Raw genomic sequence first — 17,528 nt, 5'->3', positions numbered from 1 at the left:
GCAGCGCCCCGCCTGCCGCCAAGCTTGACAGCTCTCCCCCGGCGTTCGTAGCGTCGGGGGAAATTCGTTTGTGCGCCAACGAAGCGAGGCCGCCATGCCCGAGGCACCGAAGAAGGCCCTGTCCGGCCGGTTTGCCGGCATCGACGTGGGCGGCACCTTCACCGACCTGATCCAGTACGACGCCCGCTCGGGCCGGGTGGATCTGGCCAAGGTGCCGACCACGCTCGACAACCAGTCGCAGGGCGTGCTTGACGCGCTGGATGCGGCGGGGGTCGATGCGGCGGCGCTGGACCTGATCGTGCATGGCACCACGACCACCACGAACGCGGTGCTAGAACGCCAGCTTTGCCGCACCGGGCTGATCACCACCCAAGGGTTCCGCGATGTGCTGGAACTCGGGCGACGGACCCGCCCGCAGGCCTATGGCATGAAGGGCGACTTCCGCCCGCTGATCCCGCGCGACCTGCGGCTCGAGGTGCCGGAACGGATGCTGGCCGAGGGCGCGGTGCACACCGCGCTCGACGAGGACGCGCTGCGCGCGGCGCTGGCCCGGCTGGTCGGGATGGGCTGCGAGGCGGTGGTGATCCATTTCCTGCACGCCTATGCCAACCCCGCGCACGAGATCCGCGCCGGCGAGATCGCGGCCGAGGTCTGGCCCAATCGCAACATCACGCTGGGCCATGCGCTGCTGTCGGAAAGCCGCGAATACGAACGGGGCGTGACCGCGGCGGTCAATGCCTCGGTCCAGCCGCTCTTGCGCCGTTATGTCGAGCGTCTGGCCGACCGGCTGTCAGAGCGCGGCTATGCCCGTGACCTGCTGGTGATGAACGGCAACGGCGGCATGGTTTCGGCCCGCCGCGTGGCGGAAGAGGCCGCGAAGACGGTGATGTCGGGCCCGGCCTCGGGGGTGATGGCCGCGGCCTATACCGGGCGCCGCGCGGGGATCCCGAACCTGCTGACCTATGACATGGGCGGCACCTCGACAGATGTTGCGATGATCAAGGGCGCCGAGCCCGCGACCAGCAATGAGATCGAGATCGAATACGCGATGCCGATCCATGTGCCGATGGTCGATGTGCGCACCGTGGGCGCGGGGGGCGGCTCGATCGCGCGGATCGACGCGGGCGGGCTTCTGCAGGTGGGGCCGGACAGCGCGGGTTCGGTGCCGGGGCCGATCTGCTATGGCAAGGGCGGGACACGGCCGACGATCTCGGACGCCAACATGGCGCTGGGCCGGATGAACCCGGCGCGGCTGAACACCATCTCGGGCGCGGTCACGCGCGAGGCGATCGAGGCGGCCTTCGCCACCCTTGGCGCGCCGCTGGGGCTGGCGCCGGTGGCGGCGGCGGCGGCGGTGCTGCGGATCGCCACGGCAAAGATGGCCGATGCGGTGCGCATGGTCTCGGTCTCGCTGGGCGAGGACCCGCGGGATTTCGCGCTCTTCGCCTTCGGGGGGGCGGGGCCGCTGCATGCCTGCGACATCGCGCGCGAGCTGGGCGTGCCTCGGGTGCTGGTGCCGGCGCGGCCGGGGATCACCAACGCGCTGGGCTGCATCGTGGCCGACCTGCGCCACGACTACGTGACCACGGTGAACATGGCGCTGGCCGGCGCCGACATCGGGGCGATCCACGCCACCTTCGCGGGCCAGATCGCCGAGGGCACGGCGCTGATCGAGGCCGAGCATGTCGAGATCGCCGAACTCACCTGCCTGCATTCGGTCGACATGCGCTTCATCGGCCAGACCCACCTGCTGCGGGTGCCGCTGCCCGGGCCGACCCCCAGCCGCGAAGAGCTTCGCCTGGCCTTCGAAGAGGCCTATTTCCGGCGGTTCCAGGTGCGCCTGCCGGAAATCCGCCCGGCGGTGGTGAACGTGAACACCTCGGTCATCGGCCGGCGGCCCGAGATCGACCTCGCGCGGCTGATCGACGCCGCGGGGCGCCGCGCGACGCTGGCCGAGGCGCAGACCGGCACCCGCCCGGTCTTCTTCGACGACTGGCACGAGACGCCGGTCTACTGGCGCGACCATCTGCCCGAAGGGGCGAGCATCGACGGCCCGGCCATTGTCGAGCAGATGGACTGCACGCTGGTCCTGTCGCCGGGCGACCAGGCGGCGCAGGATGCGCTGGGCAACCTGATCGTCACCGTGAAGGGGTTTTGAGATGGCCATCGACCCGATCACCCTTTCGGTCATCCAGTCCGGCCTGCAGCAGGTCTGCGACGAGATGGACCTGAGCTTTTCCCGCGCCGCCTTCAGCCCGGTCATCGCCGAGGCCAACGACCGCTCGGACGGGATCTATTCGGCCGCGGACGGCAGCCTGATCGCGCAGGGCTCGCAGGGCCTGCCGGTCTTCGTTGGGGTGATGCAGTATTCGACCCGCACGATCATCGAGATGATCGCGGCGGGCACCGTCGCCGCGCCGCAGCCGGGCGACATCTACATCGTCAACGACCCCTATCTGGGCGGCACCCACCTGATGGATGTGCGCTTCGCGATGCCTTTCTACCGCGACGGCGAGATCTTCTGCTGGCTGTCGAACACCGGGCACTGGCCCGACACCGGCGGCGCGGTGCCGGGGGGCTTCTCGGCCTCGGCCACCGCGGTCGAGCAGGAGGGGCTGCGGCTGCCGCCGGTGCGGCTGTTCAAGAAGGGCGAACTCGACCCCGAGATCTACGCGATCATCTGCTCGAACATCCGGGTGGCGGACCAGCGGATCGGCGATGTGAAGGCACAAGCGGCGGCGCTGCTGGTGGGGCAGGCGCGGCTGAACCGGCTGCTGGACCGCTATGGCGACGCGGTGGTGGCCGAGGCGATCGCCGAGCTGCGTGCGCGGGCGGCGGCGCAGATGCGGGCGGCGGTGGCGCGGGTGCCCAAGGGCGTCTGGCGGGCCAGCGCCTGGATCGACAGCGACGGTGTCGTGGACGCGCCTTTGGAGATCCGGCTGGCGATCACCGCGGATGGCGAGCGGCTGGTCTTCGACTTCGCCGGTTCCAGCCCGCCCTGCGCGGGGCCGATGAACTCGGTGCTGGCGACGACGCTGTCCTCGGTCTATCTCGCGATGCGCCACATCTTCCCCGAGGTGCCGATCTCGGCCGGGGCCTTCGAACCCCTTGAAATCCTTCGCCCCGAGGGGACGTTCCTCGACGCCCGCTATCCGCGTCCGGTCTCTGGCTGCGCGGCCGAGGTCAGCCAGCGGATCGCCGAGGCGGTCTTTGCCGCGCTGGTCGAGGCGCTGCCCGACCGGGTGACGGCGGCGCCGGCGGGGTCGTCGGGCAATTTCGCGCTGGGCGGCGAGGGGCCGGCGGGACCCTTCGTCATGTACCAGATCTCGGGCGGCGGCTATGGCGGCTGGGCAGGGGGCGACGGGATTTCCAACGGCTGCTCGACCATCGGCATCTCGAAGGCGCCGCCGGTCGAGATCATGGAGCAGCAGTTCCCGGTGCTGTACCACCGCTATGCGCTGCACGAGGGCTCGGGCGGGGCAGGGCGGCATCGCGGCGGCTTCGGCCTTGATTACGAAGTCGAATTGCGCGGCGGGACCGCGCGGGCGAGCTTCGTGATGGACCATGGCCGCTTCGGGCCGCAGGGGGCGCTGGGCGGGGCCGATGGCGGGGTGAACCGGGTTGTGGTGACGCGGGGCGGGCAGGCGATGGTGCCGGCGCATCTGTCGAAGGCGCAGGACATTCCGCTGGCGGCCGGCGACCGGGTGCATGTGCGCACGCCGGGGGGCGGCGGCTATGGCGATCCGCAGGCCCGCGACCCGGCGCTGGTGGCCGAGGATGTGCGCCTTGGGCGCTATTCGGCCGAGGAAGCGCGGGCGCTGTTCGGCGCGGCGGCGCGCGAGGTCTGATCCTGAGCGGGTTTTTTTACAACGGGTTACGACTTGGGGTGGCTGTTGCTGCTTAATGTGAAGGCAGTGTGAAAAGACCCTTGCGTTTGCTGCAGGGCGGGGTTGCAGAAGGGGGCGTTGAACGACTCGGTCCCGGCAGGCATATGGAAAGCACGCGATGACGAGATCATCGCAGCGGAATTCCAGAGGCTCCTCCTCCTCCCTGAGCCTCGGGATCATGCGGCGACCCCCTCCTCCTCCCTGGGGTCGCCGCGCCTCCGCCTCTCTCCCTTCCAATATCGTCTCGAAGCCGCAGCGCCCCGTTCGCTTGCGGCTTGTTTTCATTGCAACATTTCGATGACAGATGCCTTGCGCGGGACGCAGGGCGGGGTTGCGGAAGCGTGCGTTGCACGACTCGGGGCCAGCAGGCATATCGGGGTTACGCGATGCTTAACGCCTCGCAGCGGAATTCCAGAGGCTCCTCCTCCTCCCTGAGCCTCGGGATCAAGCGGCGGCCCCCTCCTCCTCCCTGGGGCCGCCGCGTCTCCGCTCTCTCCCCTCGAAGATCCTGATCCTGCTGCGAAATGTCAGGGTGACTTCCGTGCACCGCGCGTACACCCCCCGTACACCCCCTGCGGGCGGTGGAGGAACGGTCCGGTCATAAAAAGAGAGGGGGCGCTGCCCCCTCGCCCCCGGGATATTTGGGCCAATGCGAATGGGCAGGGGGTCCGGGGGAGATGCATCTCCCCCGGCCCGGTTCACTGCGCGAGGATCGTCTCGAGGCTGTCGTGCTCGGCCACGTAGTGGCCGGGTGCCGCTTCCGAGAGGCGCGGCAGATAGCCCGTGTCGGCGCGGCGCGAGGGCAGGAAACGCAGCTGCGCGCCCGGGGTGAGCGGCGAGGGCAGCTCGCCCGGAAGCCGCAGGCGGGTGCGGCTGCGCTCGACGCCCGGGTCGGGGATCGGCACCGCCGAGATCAGCGCCTGCGTGTAGGGGTGCAGCGGGCTTTCGTAGATCCGGTTGCGGTCGGCGAATTCCACCACCCGGCCGAGGTAGAGCACAAGGATCCTGTGCGAGATCTCGCGCACCACGGCGAGGTCGTGGCTGATGAACAGCATCGCCATGCCGAATTCGGCCTGCAGTTCGCGCAACAGGTCGAGGACCTGGGCCTGGATCGAGACGTCGAGGGCCGAGACCGCTTCGTCGCAGACGATCAGCTTCGGGGTGTTGATCATCGCGCGCGCGATGCCGACGCGCTGGTTCTGGCCGCCCGACAGCTCGTGCGGGTAGCGGTTCTGCATCGAAGCGGGCAGGCCCACGCGGTCCATCATCGCCAGCACTTTCGCGCGGCGTTCGGAGCGGGTGAGGCCGGGCTGGAAGGTCTTCAAGGGCTCGCCGATCGACTGGGCGATGGTCATCCGCGGGTCGAGCGACGCGAGTGGGTCCTGGAAGACGATCTGCAGGTCGCGCCGCTGCTTCTTCAGCGCGCCCGCGTCGAGGCTCGTGAGGTCAGTGCCGAGCCAGCTGACCGCGCCGGCGGTCGGCGGGATCAGCTGCAGCACCGCGCGGGCGAGCGTGGACTTGCCGCAGCCGGATTCGCCGACGATGCCCAGCGTCTCGCCCGCGCGCAGGTCGAAGCTGACGCCATCCACCGCCTTGAGATCGACGGTCCTGCCGAAGATCCCCTGCTGCAGCTTGATCGGGAAATGCACCTTCACGTCGCGCACGTCGAGGATCTGCTGGCCGCGGGCATCGGTCCGGGCCGGGCCCTCGGGCGCGTCGATGCGGGGCATCGCGTCGATCAGCTTGCGGGTGTAGTCCTCGCGCGGGGCGGCGAAGATCTGGGCGGCGGTGCCTTCCTCGACATAGGCGCCGTGGCGCATCACCTGGATGCGGTCGCACATCCGCGCGACCACGCCCATGTCATGGGTGATCAGCGCGATCGCGGTGCCTTCCTCGCGCTGCAGGGCCGCCATCAGGTCGAGGATTTCGGCCTGCACTGTCACGTCGAGCGCGGTGGTGGGCTCGTCGGCGATCAGGAGCCGGGGGCTGCAGAGCATCGCCATCGCGATCATCACCCGCTGGCGCATGCCGCCCGAAAGCTCGTGCGGGTATTGCGCGATGCGGCGGGCGGCGTCCGAGATGCGGACCCGGTCGAGCCAGTCGAGGCTGATGCGCCGCGCCTCGGCCCCCTTCAGGCCCTTGTGATGGGCCAGCACCTCGCCCAGCTGCTGGCCGACGGTGAGGTGGGGGGTGAGGGCGGTCAGCGGGTCTTGGAAGATCATCGACACGTCGGCGCCGCGGATCTTGCCGGCCTCGTGCGCGGGCAGGGTCAGCAGGTCCTGCCCGTCGAAGCGGAAGCTTCCGCTCGCGCGGCCGTTGCGGGCGAGAAGCCCCATCGCGGCCATCATCGTCTGGCTCTTGCCCGATCCGCTCTCGCCGACGATGCCCAGGCATTCGCCGGCGGCGATGTCGAAGCTGACGCCCTTCACCGCCTCGACCGGGCCGTCGCCGGTCTGGAAGGTGACTTTCAGATCCCTTGCTTCAACCAGTGCCATGTCAGCGGTCCTTCGGATCGAGCGCGTCACGCAGGCCGTCGCCGATGAAGAACATCGAGACGATGGTGACGAGGAAGAAGACGAGCGGGAAGGCCAGTTGCCAGACCGTCCCGTAGGTGATGGTCGCCGCGCCCGCCGAGATCAGCGCGCCGAGCGAGGTCGCGGGTTCCTGCACGCCGAGGCCGAGGAACGAGATGAAGCTTTCGGTCAGGATGATCTGCGGTACCAGAAGCGAAGCATAGACCACGACGACGCCCAGAAGGTTCGGGACGATGTGGCGCAGGATGATCGTCGTGGTGCCGACGCCGGCGGCGCGGGCGGCCTCGATGAATTCGCGGTGGCGGAGCGACAGGGTCTGGCCGCGGACGATGCGCGACATCTCCAGCCAGCTGACAAGGCCGATGCCGACGAAGAGCATGTAGAAGCTGCGCCCGAACATGACCAGAAGCAGGATGATGACGAACATCGAGGGCACCGCCAGCAGGATGTCGACGGCGCGCATCATCAGGTTGTCGGTGCGTCCGCCGACGAAGCCCGCGACCGCGCCGTAGAGCGTGCCGATCACCACCGAGACGAAGGCACCGATCACGCCCACCACCAGCGAGGTGCCGGTGGCCTGGATGACGCGGGCGTAGAGGTCGCGGCCAAGCTCGTCGAGGCCGAAGAAATGGCCGTTTTCCACGTTGGGCATGCCCTGGCCCGCGACATCGCCCATCAGGGTCCAGTCGATCTCTTCGTTCGACCAGCGGGCGAAGGCCGGGCCGATCAGGACGAAGGCGATGACGAGCAGCAGCGCGATGACGGCGCCGACGGCGGCCTTGTTGCGCCGGAAGCGGCGGGCGGCGTCGAGCCAGAGCGAGCGGCCCTTGACCTCGGTGTCGGTCAGGTGCTCCGCGATCCGGTCCATTCGGGTTTCCTGTGTCATGTCAGGGCCCTCAGTAGCGGATCTTCGGATCGAGCCAGGCATAGGCGATGTCCGTGATCAGGTTGAAGACGATGGTGAGCGCCCCGTAGAGGATCGTGAGGCCGAGCATCACCGAATAGTCGCGGTTCAGCGCCGAGTTCACGTAGAAGAGGCCGATGCCGCCGGTCGAGAAATACATGTCGATGACCACCGAGCCGGTGATCATGCCGACGAAGGCGGGGCCGAGGTAGCTGACCACCGGCATCATCGTGGGCTTCATCGCGTGGCGCCAGACCACGGTGCGGGCGGGCAGGCCCTTGGCGCGGGCCGTCCGGATGAAGTTCGCGTTCAGGACTTCCAGCATCGACGAGCGGGTGATGCGGGCGATCGAGGCCATGAACGAGGTGGAAAGGGCGATCACCGGCATCACCAGATAGGGCCAGGCGCCGCCGTTCCAGCCGCCGCCGGGCAGCCAGCCGAGCTTCCAGGTGAAGATGATCACGAGGATCGGCGCCATCACGAAGTTCGGCAGCGCCTGGGCCGAGAAGCTGGTGCCGACCGCGAGGTAGTCGAGCCAAGTGTTCTGGCGCAACGCCGCGGCGACGCCCAGCGACACGCCGACGATGACGGCCACGATGAACGAGAGCGTGCCGTAGGTGAGCGTCACCGGGAAGCCCTGCGAGATGATGCCGTTCACGGTGCGGTCGCGGTAGACGAAGCTGGGCCCGAAGTCGAAGCGGGTGACGACGTTCACCAGGTAGTCCCACATCTGGAACACCAGCGGTTTGTCGAGCCCGTAGCGCGCCTCGATATTGGCCAGCACCTGCGGGGGCAGGGCGCGTTCCGAGGTGAAGGGGCTGCCGGGGGCGGCGTGCATCAAGAGGAAGCAGACCACGATCAGCACCAGAAGCGTCGGGATCGCGATCAGCAGCCGACGGAGGATGTAATTCAGCATGGGAATGAACCGGACAAGGGCGGAAGGGGCAGGGTGCGGGTGTGGCCCCGCCCGCGGGCTGCGCGGGCAGGGCCGGGGATCACCCGCGGGGAAGCGCCGTCACTCGGCCTTCTTCCACATGTCCTTGACGTACCAGTTCTGCTCGACGTTGTTCACCGGCCAGTTGCCGACGTCGGTGTCCAGCATGTAGACGCCCGCGTAGTGGTAGACCGGGATCACCGGCATCTCGTCGGCGATGATCTCTTCGACCTTGGTGTAGTCTGCCTGCGGGTCGGCGGCGGTGCGCGCGTCCAGCATCAGCTTGTCGACCTCGGGGTTCGAATACTTGCCGTCGTTCGAGCCCGACGAGGTCGTCAGCAGGTCGAGGAAGGTCGAGGCCTCGTTGTAGTCGCCGCACCAGGCGCCGCGGGCCATGTCGAAGGCCTGCTGGCTGCGGGTGTCGAGGAAGGTCTTCCATTCCTGGTTGGCGAGCGTCGCCTGCACGCCCAGCTTCTGCTTCCACATCTGCGACATGGCCACGGCGATCTTCTGGTGATCCTCCGAGGTGTTGTAGAGCATGTCGAATTTCAGCGGGTTGTCCGGGCCATAGCCGGCCTCGGTCAGCAGCTCTTTCGCCTTCGCGTCACGCTCGGCCTGCGTCATCTTCGCGGCCTCGACATCCGGCATCACGAAGTTCGCGGTCGCGGCCGGGGTGAAGGTGTAGGCGGGCGGCTGGCCGCCGGCGAGCACGTTCTTGGTGATGATGTCGCGGTCGATGGCAAGGCTGAGCGCCTGGCGCACCTTCACGTCCTTGAAGGCCTCGGGGCCCGAGTCCGAGACGTTGAACGTGTAGTAGTAGTTGCACAGGCGCGGGAAGCTGACGGCTTCCTCGGGGTGCTCTTTCTGCATGCGGGGGAACTGGCCCGCGGGCATCTCGGTGCGGTCGAGCTCGCCCGACTGGAACCGGGTCAGGGCCTGGCTCTCGTCGTTGATCACCAGCGTCACGAATTTCTCGATCTTGACGTTGGCGGCGTCCCAGTAGTTCTCGTTCTTCACGGCGACGGTGCGCTCGTTCGGGACATGTTCGGACAGCTTGTAGGCGCCGTTCGAGACGATGTGCTCGGGCGCGGTCCACTGCTCGCCGAATTCCTCGATCACCTTCTTCGGCGCCGGGTAGGTCGTGGTGTGCGAGGTCATCTGCGGGAAGTAGGGGATCGGCGAGGACAGCGTCACCTCGAAGGTCTTCGGATCGACCGCGCGAATGCCGAGCTCGGAGGGCTTCATCTCGCCCTTGATCACCGCATCGGCGTTCTTGATCGACATCAGGCCGATGAACCACTGGTATTCCGAGGCGGTCGCCGGGTCGGCGGCGCGCTGCCAGGCGTAGACGAAGTCATCCGCGGTCACCGGATCGCCGTTCGACCATTTCGCATCGCGCAGATGGAAGGTGTAGGTCAGCTTGTCCTCGCTGACGTCCCAGCTTTCGGCGACGCCGGGCGTCAGCTTGCCGTCGGCATCCTGATTGGTCAGCCCTTCGAAGAGCTGGCGCGCGATGTCCGAGCCCGACACGTCCTCGATCAGTTGCGGATCCAGCGAGGACTGTTCGTCGAGCATCCGGATGGTCAGCGTCTGGTCATCGGCCAGCTTGTCGCCATTCGGCGCGGTGCCCTGCGCGGCCAGCGGGCCGGCGATGGCCCCGGCGAGGACGGTGGATGCGAGAAGAACGGCCGACAGGCTCTGGATCCGTGCGGTCATGTGAAAGCTCCCTGATGGTTTCAATTCGGGGTTGCGCGGCCGTCGGCGGTTTGCTGCCCTTTTCCGGGTCCGTCTCGGCGGCCGTTGAAGCCGAAGCCCGTATAGGAACGACGGTTCCCGGCCCTGTCGACATTGCCTTCGCGTAAGCTGCCGGGGCGGCGGATCCCTGCCGAAATGCCCATTTTCCTTGGTGTGCGAAGGGTTTTCGCGCCCCTGCCGGACCCAAGTGCCTGACGGATGAGCGTTTCGTGATCGGCCGTGAGTGCGGCCTTTGCGCGCGACCGGCTCAGCGGCTTTCCGCCCCGACGTGGCGGCAACTGGGGCGTGCCGCCACGTTCCGCTGTCCTGAATCGGGCGTTGACCGATTGTCGGGGACGGAGGCGGCGCGACTCGGGTCAGGATCATTCGCAAGGGTCCGGGCCCCGCGCCGGGAGAGAGTGAGGAGGGGGCGATGTTCCACCATTCGATGCGCTTCGACCTTGGCGACGAGGTCGGCGCGCTGCGCGAGACTGTGCACCGCTGGGCGCAGGAGCGGGTAAAGCCACTGGCGGCCGAGGTCGACCGCGGCAATGTCTTTCCGGCCGCGCTCTGGCGCGAGATGGGCGAGATGGGCCTGCTGGGCATCACCGTGCCCGAGGAATACGGCGGCGCCGACATGGGCTATCTGGCGCATGTGATCGCGGTCGAGGAGATCGCGCGGGCCTCGGCCTCGGTCTCGCTCAGCTACGGGGCGCATTCGAACCTCTGCGTGAACCAGATCAAGCTGAACGGCAGCCCCGAGCAGAAGGCGCGCTACCTGCCGAAGCTGGTCTCGGGCGAGCATGTCGGCGCGCTGGCGATGTCCGAGGCGGGCTCGGGGTCGGACGTGGTGTCGATGAAGCTGCGGGCCGAGCCGCGCGGCAACGGCTGGGTGCTGAACGGCACGAAATACTGGATCACCAATGGGCCCGACGCGAACGTGCTGGTGGTCTATGCCAAGACCGACCCCGAGGCCGGCTCGAAGGGCATCACCGCCTTCCTGATCGAGCGCGAGATGGTCGGGTTTTCGACCAGCCCGCATTTCGACAAGCTGGGGATGCGGGGATCGAACACGGCGGAACTGGTGTTCGAGAATGTCGAGGTGCCGGGCGGCAACGTGCTGGGCGAGGTCGGGCGCGGCGCCAAGGTGCTGATGTCGGGGCTGGATTACGAGCGCGTCGTGCTGTCGGGGATCGGGACCGGGATCATGGCGGCCTGTCTGGACGAGGTGATGCCCTACATGGTCGAGCGCCAGCAGTTCGGCCAGCCGATCGGGTCCTTCCAGCTGATGCAGGGCAAGATCGCCGACATGTACACGGCGCTGAACTCGGCCCGGGCCTATGTCTACGAGGTGGCCAAGGCCTGCGACGCGGGGCGGGTGACGCGCGCCGATGCCTCGGCCTGCGTGCTTTACGCCTCCGAGCAGGCGATGGTGCAGGCGCATCAGGCGGTGCAGGCGCTGGGCGGCGCGGGCTTCCTGGGCGATTCCGTGGTCTCGCGGCTGTTCCGCGACGCGAAGCTGATGGAGATCGGGGCGGGGACCTCGGAAATCCGGCGGATGCTGATCGGGCGCGAGCTGATGGGGGCGCAGGGGGCATGAGCGTTCTGCGGTCGAAGGTCCTGACCGGCGGCGCGGAGTTCGCCGCCAACCGCGCGGCGCAGGAGGCCCAGCTGGCCGAGGTCGCCGCGGCAGTCGAGGCCGCGCGCGCGGGCGGCGGTGCGGTCGCGCGCGAGCGCCACGTGGGGCGCGGCAAGATGCTGCCGCGCGACCGGGTGACGGGGCTTCTCGACCCCGGCTCGCCCTTCCTCGAGATCGGCGCGACGGCGGCGCACGGGCTTTACGAGGGCGAGGTGCCGGGCGCGGGGGTGATCGCGGGCGTGGGCCGGGTCGCGGGGCGCGAGGTGATGGTGCTGGCGAACGACGCCACGGTGAAGGGCGGGACCTACTATCCGCTGACCGTGAAGAAGCACCTGCGCGCGCAGGAGATCGCGGAAGAGAACCACCTGCCTTGCGTGTATCTGGTCGACAGTGGCGGCGCGAACCTGCCCAATCAGGACGAGGTCTTCCCCGACCGCGACCATTTCGGGCGGATCTTCTACAATCAGGCGCGGATGTCGGCGAAGAACATCCCCCAGATCGCCGTGGTGATGGGGTCCTGCACCGCGGGCGGGGCCTATGTTCCGGCGATGTCGGATGTGACGATCATCGTGCGCGGGCAGGGGACGATCTTCCTCGCCGGTCCGCCGCTCGTGAAGGCCGCGACCGGCGAGGTGGTGACGGCCGAGGATCTGGGCGGCGGCGATGTGCACACCCGGCTGTCGGGCGTGGCGGATTATCTGGCCGAGGACGATGCCCATGCGCTGGCGCTGGCCCGTCAGGCGGTGGCCGGGCTGAACCGCACGCGGCCTGCGGGGCCGGAACGGGCGGCGGTCGAGGATCCGCTCTACGACCCCGACGAGATGCTGGGCGTGGTGCCGGCCGACCTGCGCACGCCTTACGACATCCGCGAGGTGATCGCGCGGCAGGTCGACGGCTCGCGCTTCGACGAGTTCAAGCCGCGCTATGGCGAGACGCTGGTGACGGGTTTCGCGCATGTCATGGGCATCCCGGTGGGGATCGTCGCGAACAACGGGGTCCTGTTCTCCGAAAGCGCGCAGAAGGGCGCGCATTTCGTCGAGCTCTGTTCGCAGCGTCGGGTCCCGCTGGTGTTCCTGCAGAACATCACCGGCTTCATGGTCGGCCGCCGCTACGAGACCGGCGGCATCGCCAAGGACGGCGCCAAGCTGGTGACGGCGGTGGCGACGACGAGCGTTCCGAAGGTGACGCTTTTGGTCGGCGGCTCGTTCGGGGCGGGGAACTACGGCATGTGCGGCCGCGCCTACAGCCCCCGCTTCCTGTGGACATGGCCCAATTCGCGGATCTCGGTCATGGGCGGCGAACAGGCGGCGGGGGTGCTCGCCACCGTGCGGCGCGAGGGGATCGAGCGCAAGGGCGGCACATGGTCGCCCGAGGACGAGGCCGCCTTCAAGGCCCCCACGATCGAGATGTTCGCGCGCCAGTCGCACCCGCTCTACGCCTCGGCCCGGCTCTGGGACGACGGCATCGTCGATCCGCGCCGCTCGCGCGAGGTGCTGGCGCTGTCGCTGGCCGCGAGCCTCAACGCCCCCATAGAGCCGACGCGCTTCGGCGTGTTCCGGATGTGAGGTCCCGATGTTCAGACGCATCCTGATCGCCAACCGCGGCGAGATCGCCTGCAGGGTCATCGCCACCTGCCGCCAGATGGGCATCGAGACGGTGGCGGTGCATTCCGACGCCGACGCCGGCGCGAAGCACGTCGCGCTGGCGGACATGGCCGTGCGCATCGGGCCGCCGGCGGTGGCCGACAGCTACCTGCGCGGCGACCGCATCATCGCCGCCGCGCTGGAGACCGGCGCCGAGGCGATCCACCCGGGCTACGGTTTCCTGTCGGAAAACCCCGACTTCGTCGAGGCGGTCGAGGCGGCGGGGCTGGTGTTCATCGGCCCCCCGGCCTCGGCGATCCGGGCGATGGGGCTGAAGGACGCGGCCAAGGCGCTGATGGAGACCGCGGGCGTGCCGGTGGTGCCGGGCTATCACGGCGCGGATCAGGATCCTGCGCATCTTCAGGCCGAGGCCGATCGCATCGGTTACCCGGTGCTGATCAAGGCCCGCGCGGGCGGCGGCGGCAAGGGGATGCGGCTGGTCGACCGGGCGCAGGACTTCGCAGAAAGCCTCGCCTCGGCGCAGCGGGAAGGGCAGGCCAGCTTCGGCGACCCGGCCGTGCTGGTCGAGAAATACGTGACCGCGCCCCGGCATGTCGAGATCCAGGTCTTCGCCGATGCCCATGGCAACGTGATCCACCTGTTCGAGCGCGACTGCTCGCTGCAGCGCCGCCACCAGAAGGTGATCGAGGAGGCCCCGGCCCCCGGCATGACGCCCGAGGTCCGCGCGGCGATGGGGCAGGCGGCGGTCGAGGCGGCGCGCGCCATCGGTTACCGCGGTGCGGGCACGGTCGAGTTCATCGCCGATGGCTCGCGCGGCCTCAGCGCCGACGGCTTCTGGTTCATGGAGATGAACACCCGCCTGCAGGTCGAACACCCGGTGTCCGAGGCGATCACCGGCCTCGATTTCGTGGAACTGCAGCTGCGCGTGGCGGCCGGAGAGCCGCTGCCCGTCGCGCAGGGCGACCTCAGGATCGACGGCCACGCCTTCGAGGCGCGGCTCTATGCCGAGGATGTTCCGAAAGGCTTCCTGCCCGCCACCGGTCGGCTGGCCCGGCTCGATTTCCCGCAAGGTGCGGAGTTCGCGCGCGGTCCCGTCCGCATCGACGCCGGCGTGCGGGCGGGGGATCAGGTCAGCCCCTGGTACGACCCGATGATCGCGAAGATCATCGCCCATGGCCCCGACCGCGCCACCGCGCTGGCGCGGCTGGAAAAGGCGCTGGCCGCTACGCAGGTCGCGGGCGTGGTGACGAACCTCGGCTTCCTCGGCGCGCTGACCCGCCATCCGGGCTTCGCGGCGGGCGAGGTCGACACCGGCCTGATCGGCCGCGATCTCGCGACCCTGACCGCGACCGAACCGCCGCCGCCCGAGGCCTGCCTCGCCGCGGCGCTGGCCCTCGCCGGCCTTTCGGCCCCGCCCGAGCGCAACGACCCCTGGTCCGCCGCGCGGCTCTACCGCCACTGGGGCCCGGCCGAGATCGCCCTGACCCTTGTCCATGCCGAAACCGAGCACCCGGTGACCCTCAGCCTCGAAGACGACCGGGTGACGATGGCGGGCGAGACCTGGCGCTTCGCCGCCACGCCCGGCACGATCACCCTGCGCCGCGGCGAGCTGACCCGCCCGTTCCGCGTGACCTCCCCCCATCTCACTGGTCCAAATATCCCCGCCGGAGGCATCCCGACCCCGCCACAGGCAGTGACGATCGCCTCGGGGGCCGCGAGCTGGCACTGGACCCGGCTCGACCCGCTCGACCGCGCCGAGGCCTCTGGCGCGGGCGGCAACGAGATCCGCGCCCCGATGCCCGGCCTCGTCACCCGGCTGATGGCCGCCGAGGGTCAGGAGGTCGCCGAGGGCGAGGCGCTGCTGGTGCTCGAGGCGATGAAGATGGAGCATCTTCTGCGCGCGCCGCGCGCGGGCCGGATCGAGAGCCTTGGGGTCGCGCTTGGCGCGCAGGTCCAGGACGGCGACCTGCTGGTCAGGATGGACGACGCCGATGGCTGAGCGGGTCGCGATTTTCGAGATGTCGCCGCGCGACGGGCTGCAGAACGAGGCCGCGCCGGTGACCACCGCGCAGAAGATCGCGCTGGTCGACCTGCTGTCCGACACCGGGCTCGACCGGATCGAGGTCACCAGCTTCGTCAGCCCGAAATGGGTGCCGAAGATGGCCGACGCGGCCGAGGTGATGGCCGGCATCACCCGCCGCGCGGGGCTGCGCTATGCCGCGCTGGCGCCGAACCTGAAGGGCTTCGAGGCGGCGGTTGCCGCGCGGGCGGACGAGGTCGCGGTCTTCGCCTCGGCCTCCGAAGGGTTCAGCCGCGCCAATATCAACGCCTCGGTGGACGAGAGCCTCGAGCGCTTCGTCCCGGTGCTTGAAGCGGCGCAGGCGCGGGGCGTGCCGGTGCGCGGCTATGTCTCCTGCGTGACCGATTGCCCCTTCGACGGCCGCGTCGCGCCCGCGCAGGTGCTGCGGGTGGCGCGCGCGCTCATCGACATGGGCTGCTACGAGGTCAGTCTCGGCGACACCATCGGGCGCGCGGTGCCCGAGACGCTGGCCCAGCTTCTGGACCTGCTGGCGGTCGAGCTGCCGGTCACCCGGCTTGCCGGCCATTTCCACGACACTGGCGGGCGGGCGCTCGACAACATCTCGGCCGCGCTGGGCTATGGGCTGCGGGTCTTCGACGCCTCGGTCGCGGGGCTGGGGGGCTGTCCCTATGCGCCCGGCGCCTCGGGCAATGTCGCGACCGAGGCGGTGGTGGCACATCTGCACGCGCTGGGGTTCGAGACCGGCATCGACCCCGCGGCGCTGGACCGCGCCGCCAGTTTCGCACGGACGATCACAGGGAGGCCGGGCGCCGGGAGGGCGGGATGAGCTACGAGACGCTGGAAGTTGCCCGCGACGCGCGCGGCGTGGTGACGCTGCTTCTGAACCGGCCCGAGAAGCGCAACGTGCTGTCGGGGGCGATGATCGGCGAGTTGACCGACTTCGCGGCCCGGGCCAATGCCGATCCGACGATCCGTGCCGTGGTGCTGCGCGGCGCGGGCGAGGTGTTCTGCGCGGGCGGCGATCTTGGCTGGATGATGGCGCAGGTCGAGGCCGACCGCGCGACGCGGATGCGCGAGGCCGGGCGGCTGGCGGCGATGCTGCAGGCGCTGAACACGCTGACCGCGCCGCTGATCGGGCTGGTGCAGGGCGGCGCCTTCGGGGGCGGGCTCGGCATGGCCTCGGTCTGCGACGTGGCGCTGGCGGTCGAGGGCGCGCGCTTCGGCTTCACCGAGACGCGGCTGGGGATCATCCCGGCGACGATCGCGCCTTACGTGCTGGCCCGGATGGGCGAGGGCCGGGCGCGGCGGGTGTTCTTCTCGGCCCGGGTCTTCGGCGCGGAGGAGGCGCGCGATCTGGGGCTTGTCGCGCGGGTGGTATCGGCCGAGGCCGCCGAAGAGGCGCTCGAGGCCGAGGTGACGCCCTATCTTGCGGTGGCGCCCGGGGCGGTCGGGCGGGCGAAGGCCCTTGCCCGCGCGCTGGGGCCGCGGATCGGCGAGGCAGAGATAGCGCTGTCGGTCGCCGCGCTGGCCGATGCCTGGGAGACCGACGAGGCGCGCGAGGGGATCGCGGCCTTCTTCGGCAAGCGCCCGCCGCCCTGGGCCTAGAGGCTGTTCAGGAAGGCCGTCGCGCGCGTCAGGCAGAGCCGCGCGGCCTCGGCCGAGTAATCGGGCAGCCGGTCGTCGAGGAACAGGTGCCCCGCGCCGTCATAGCGGTGCAGCACCGCCTGGCCCTGGCAGGTCGCGGCCCAGTCGGCGAAGAATTCCTCGTCGTCGAAGGGATCGGGGCGGGCGACATGCGCCTCGAGTCTCAGATCAGGCCGCGGCGGCTCGGGCCAGGCTGCGACGCCCGAGATCAGCAGCGCCGCGGGCGTTTCGGGCTGCCAGAGCGCGCCGATCCGGAAACCGCCGAACGAGACGCCCGCCAGCACCGCATCCGCCGGCGCTGCCGCGAGCGCGGCGCGGGCGCGCTCCAGAATCACCGCGTCTCCGATGGCGTCTTTCAGCGCGAAGCCCGCGTCATAGTCCTGCACGCTTCGTCCCCCGAAGAGATCGGGCGCGCTGACCCGGTGCCCGGCGGCGGTGAGGGCGCGCGTCAGCGCCGCCTCGGAGGGACCGGGCCCGAGGATCGAATGGAACAGGACGACATCCGCCATCGGCACCTCCGTTGACCGCGGCGCAAGCTTCCCGCGCACCGCCCGGAACGGCAACCCGAAACGCGGGGGGCGCGGGGGGGATCGCATCCCCCCCGACC

At 69.6% G+C, this 17,528-nt stretch carries 12 protein-coding genes; 7 read left to right on the top strand and 5 right to left on the bottom strand.

Annotated features, from left to right (window positions below; translation table 11 throughout):
• The first annotated feature begins 94 nt into the window (after positions 1-94).
• Both V8J36_RS06300 and V8J36_RS06295 read left to right on the top strand, forming a co-directional pair.
• Positions 95-2,158 carry a hydantoinase/oxoprolinase family protein gene (locus V8J36_RS06300; protein ID WP_336466425.1) on the top strand — a complete coding sequence of 688 codons (2,064 nt, stop codon included), beginning with the start codon at positions 95-97 and terminating at the stop codon, positions 2,156-2,158.
• Position 2,159: 1 nt separating this feature from the next.
• A complete protein-coding gene (locus V8J36_RS06295; RefSeq protein ID WP_336466424.1) occupies positions 2,160-3,848 on the top strand; it encodes a hydantoinase B/oxoprolinase family protein in 1,689 nt (562 codons plus the stop codon).
• 737 nt (positions 3,849-4,585) lie between these two features.
• Here V8J36_RS06295 and V8J36_RS06290 read toward each other — a convergent pair.
• The 4 genes from V8J36_RS06290 to V8J36_RS06275 form a co-directional block, all read right to left on the bottom strand.
• Positions 4,586-6,382 (bottom strand): ABC transporter ATP-binding protein, encoded by a 1,797-nt coding sequence (locus V8J36_RS06290; RefSeq protein WP_336466423.1) that lies wholly within the window; start codon positions 6,380-6,382, stop codon positions 4,586-4,588.
• Between the two features lies 1 nt (position 6,383).
• Positions 6,384-7,289, bottom strand: coding sequence for an ABC transporter permease subunit (locus tag V8J36_RS06285; RefSeq protein ID WP_336466422.1), 906 nt, complete (start codon positions 7,287-7,289; stop codon positions 6,384-6,386).
• Between the two features lie 28 nt (positions 7,290-7,317).
• Positions 7,318-8,241 carry an oligopeptide ABC transporter permease OppB gene (gene oppB, locus V8J36_RS06280; protein WP_336466421.1) on the bottom strand — a complete coding sequence of 308 codons (924 nt, stop codon included), beginning with the start codon at positions 8,239-8,241 and terminating at the stop codon, positions 7,318-7,320.
• A gap of 99 nt (positions 8,242-8,340) precedes the next feature.
• Entirely contained in the window at positions 8,341-9,975 is a 1,635-nt protein-coding gene (locus tag V8J36_RS06275; RefSeq protein ID WP_336466420.1) for a peptide ABC transporter substrate-binding protein, read from the bottom strand.
• 451 nt (positions 9,976-10,426) lie between these two features.
• Between V8J36_RS06275 and V8J36_RS06270 the strand changes: the two genes are divergently transcribed.
• From V8J36_RS06270 to V8J36_RS06250, 5 genes are read left to right on the top strand one after another with little or no spacing between them, the layout of a single operon-like run.
• The gene (locus tag V8J36_RS06270; protein ID WP_336466419.1) at positions 10,427-11,593 is read left to right on the top strand and encodes an acyl-CoA dehydrogenase family protein; all 1,167 of its coding nucleotides are present in this window, start codon (positions 10,427-10,429) and stop codon (positions 11,591-11,593) included.
• The gene (locus V8J36_RS06265) at positions 11,590-13,197 is read left to right on the top strand and encodes a carboxyl transferase domain-containing protein (RefSeq protein WP_336466418.1); all 1,608 of its coding nucleotides are present in this window, start codon (positions 11,590-11,592) and stop codon (positions 13,195-13,197) included. The genes V8J36_RS06270 and V8J36_RS06265 overlap by 4 nt, the downstream gene beginning before the upstream one ends.
• A gap of 7 nt (positions 13,198-13,204) precedes the next feature.
• Positions 13,205-15,235 carry an acetyl/propionyl/methylcrotonyl-CoA carboxylase subunit alpha gene (locus tag V8J36_RS06260; RefSeq protein ID WP_336466417.1) on the top strand — a complete coding sequence of 677 codons (2,031 nt, stop codon included), beginning with the start codon at positions 13,205-13,207 and terminating at the stop codon, positions 15,233-15,235.
• Positions 15,228-16,103, top strand: a complete 876-nt coding sequence (locus V8J36_RS06255) for a hydroxymethylglutaryl-CoA lyase (protein WP_336466416.1) — start codon at positions 15,228-15,230, stop codon at positions 16,101-16,103. Before V8J36_RS06260 ends, V8J36_RS06255 begins: the two co-directional genes overlap by 8 nt.
• Positions 16,100-16,882 carry a crotonase/enoyl-CoA hydratase family protein gene (locus V8J36_RS06250; protein WP_336466415.1) on the top strand — a complete coding sequence of 261 codons (783 nt, stop codon included), beginning with the start codon at positions 16,100-16,102 and terminating at the stop codon, positions 16,880-16,882. The genes V8J36_RS06255 and V8J36_RS06250 overlap by 4 nt, the downstream gene beginning before the upstream one ends.
• Here V8J36_RS06250 and V8J36_RS06245 read toward each other — a convergent pair.
• Positions 16,879-17,517 (bottom strand): dienelactone hydrolase family protein, encoded by a 639-nt coding sequence (locus V8J36_RS06245; RefSeq protein ID WP_336466414.1) that lies wholly within the window; start codon positions 17,515-17,517, stop codon positions 16,879-16,881. The two genes, V8J36_RS06250 and V8J36_RS06245, sit on opposite strands and share 4 nt — an antisense overlap.
• Positions 17,518-17,528: the final 11 nt, after the last annotated feature.

It is taken from the genome of Frigidibacter sp. MR17.14 (genome assembly GCF_037095735.1).
Taxonomy (GTDB): domain Bacteria; phylum Pseudomonadota; class Alphaproteobacteria; order Rhodobacterales; family Rhodobacteraceae; genus Frigidibacter.
This window is presented reverse-complemented; position numbering and strand designations above follow the sequence as displayed.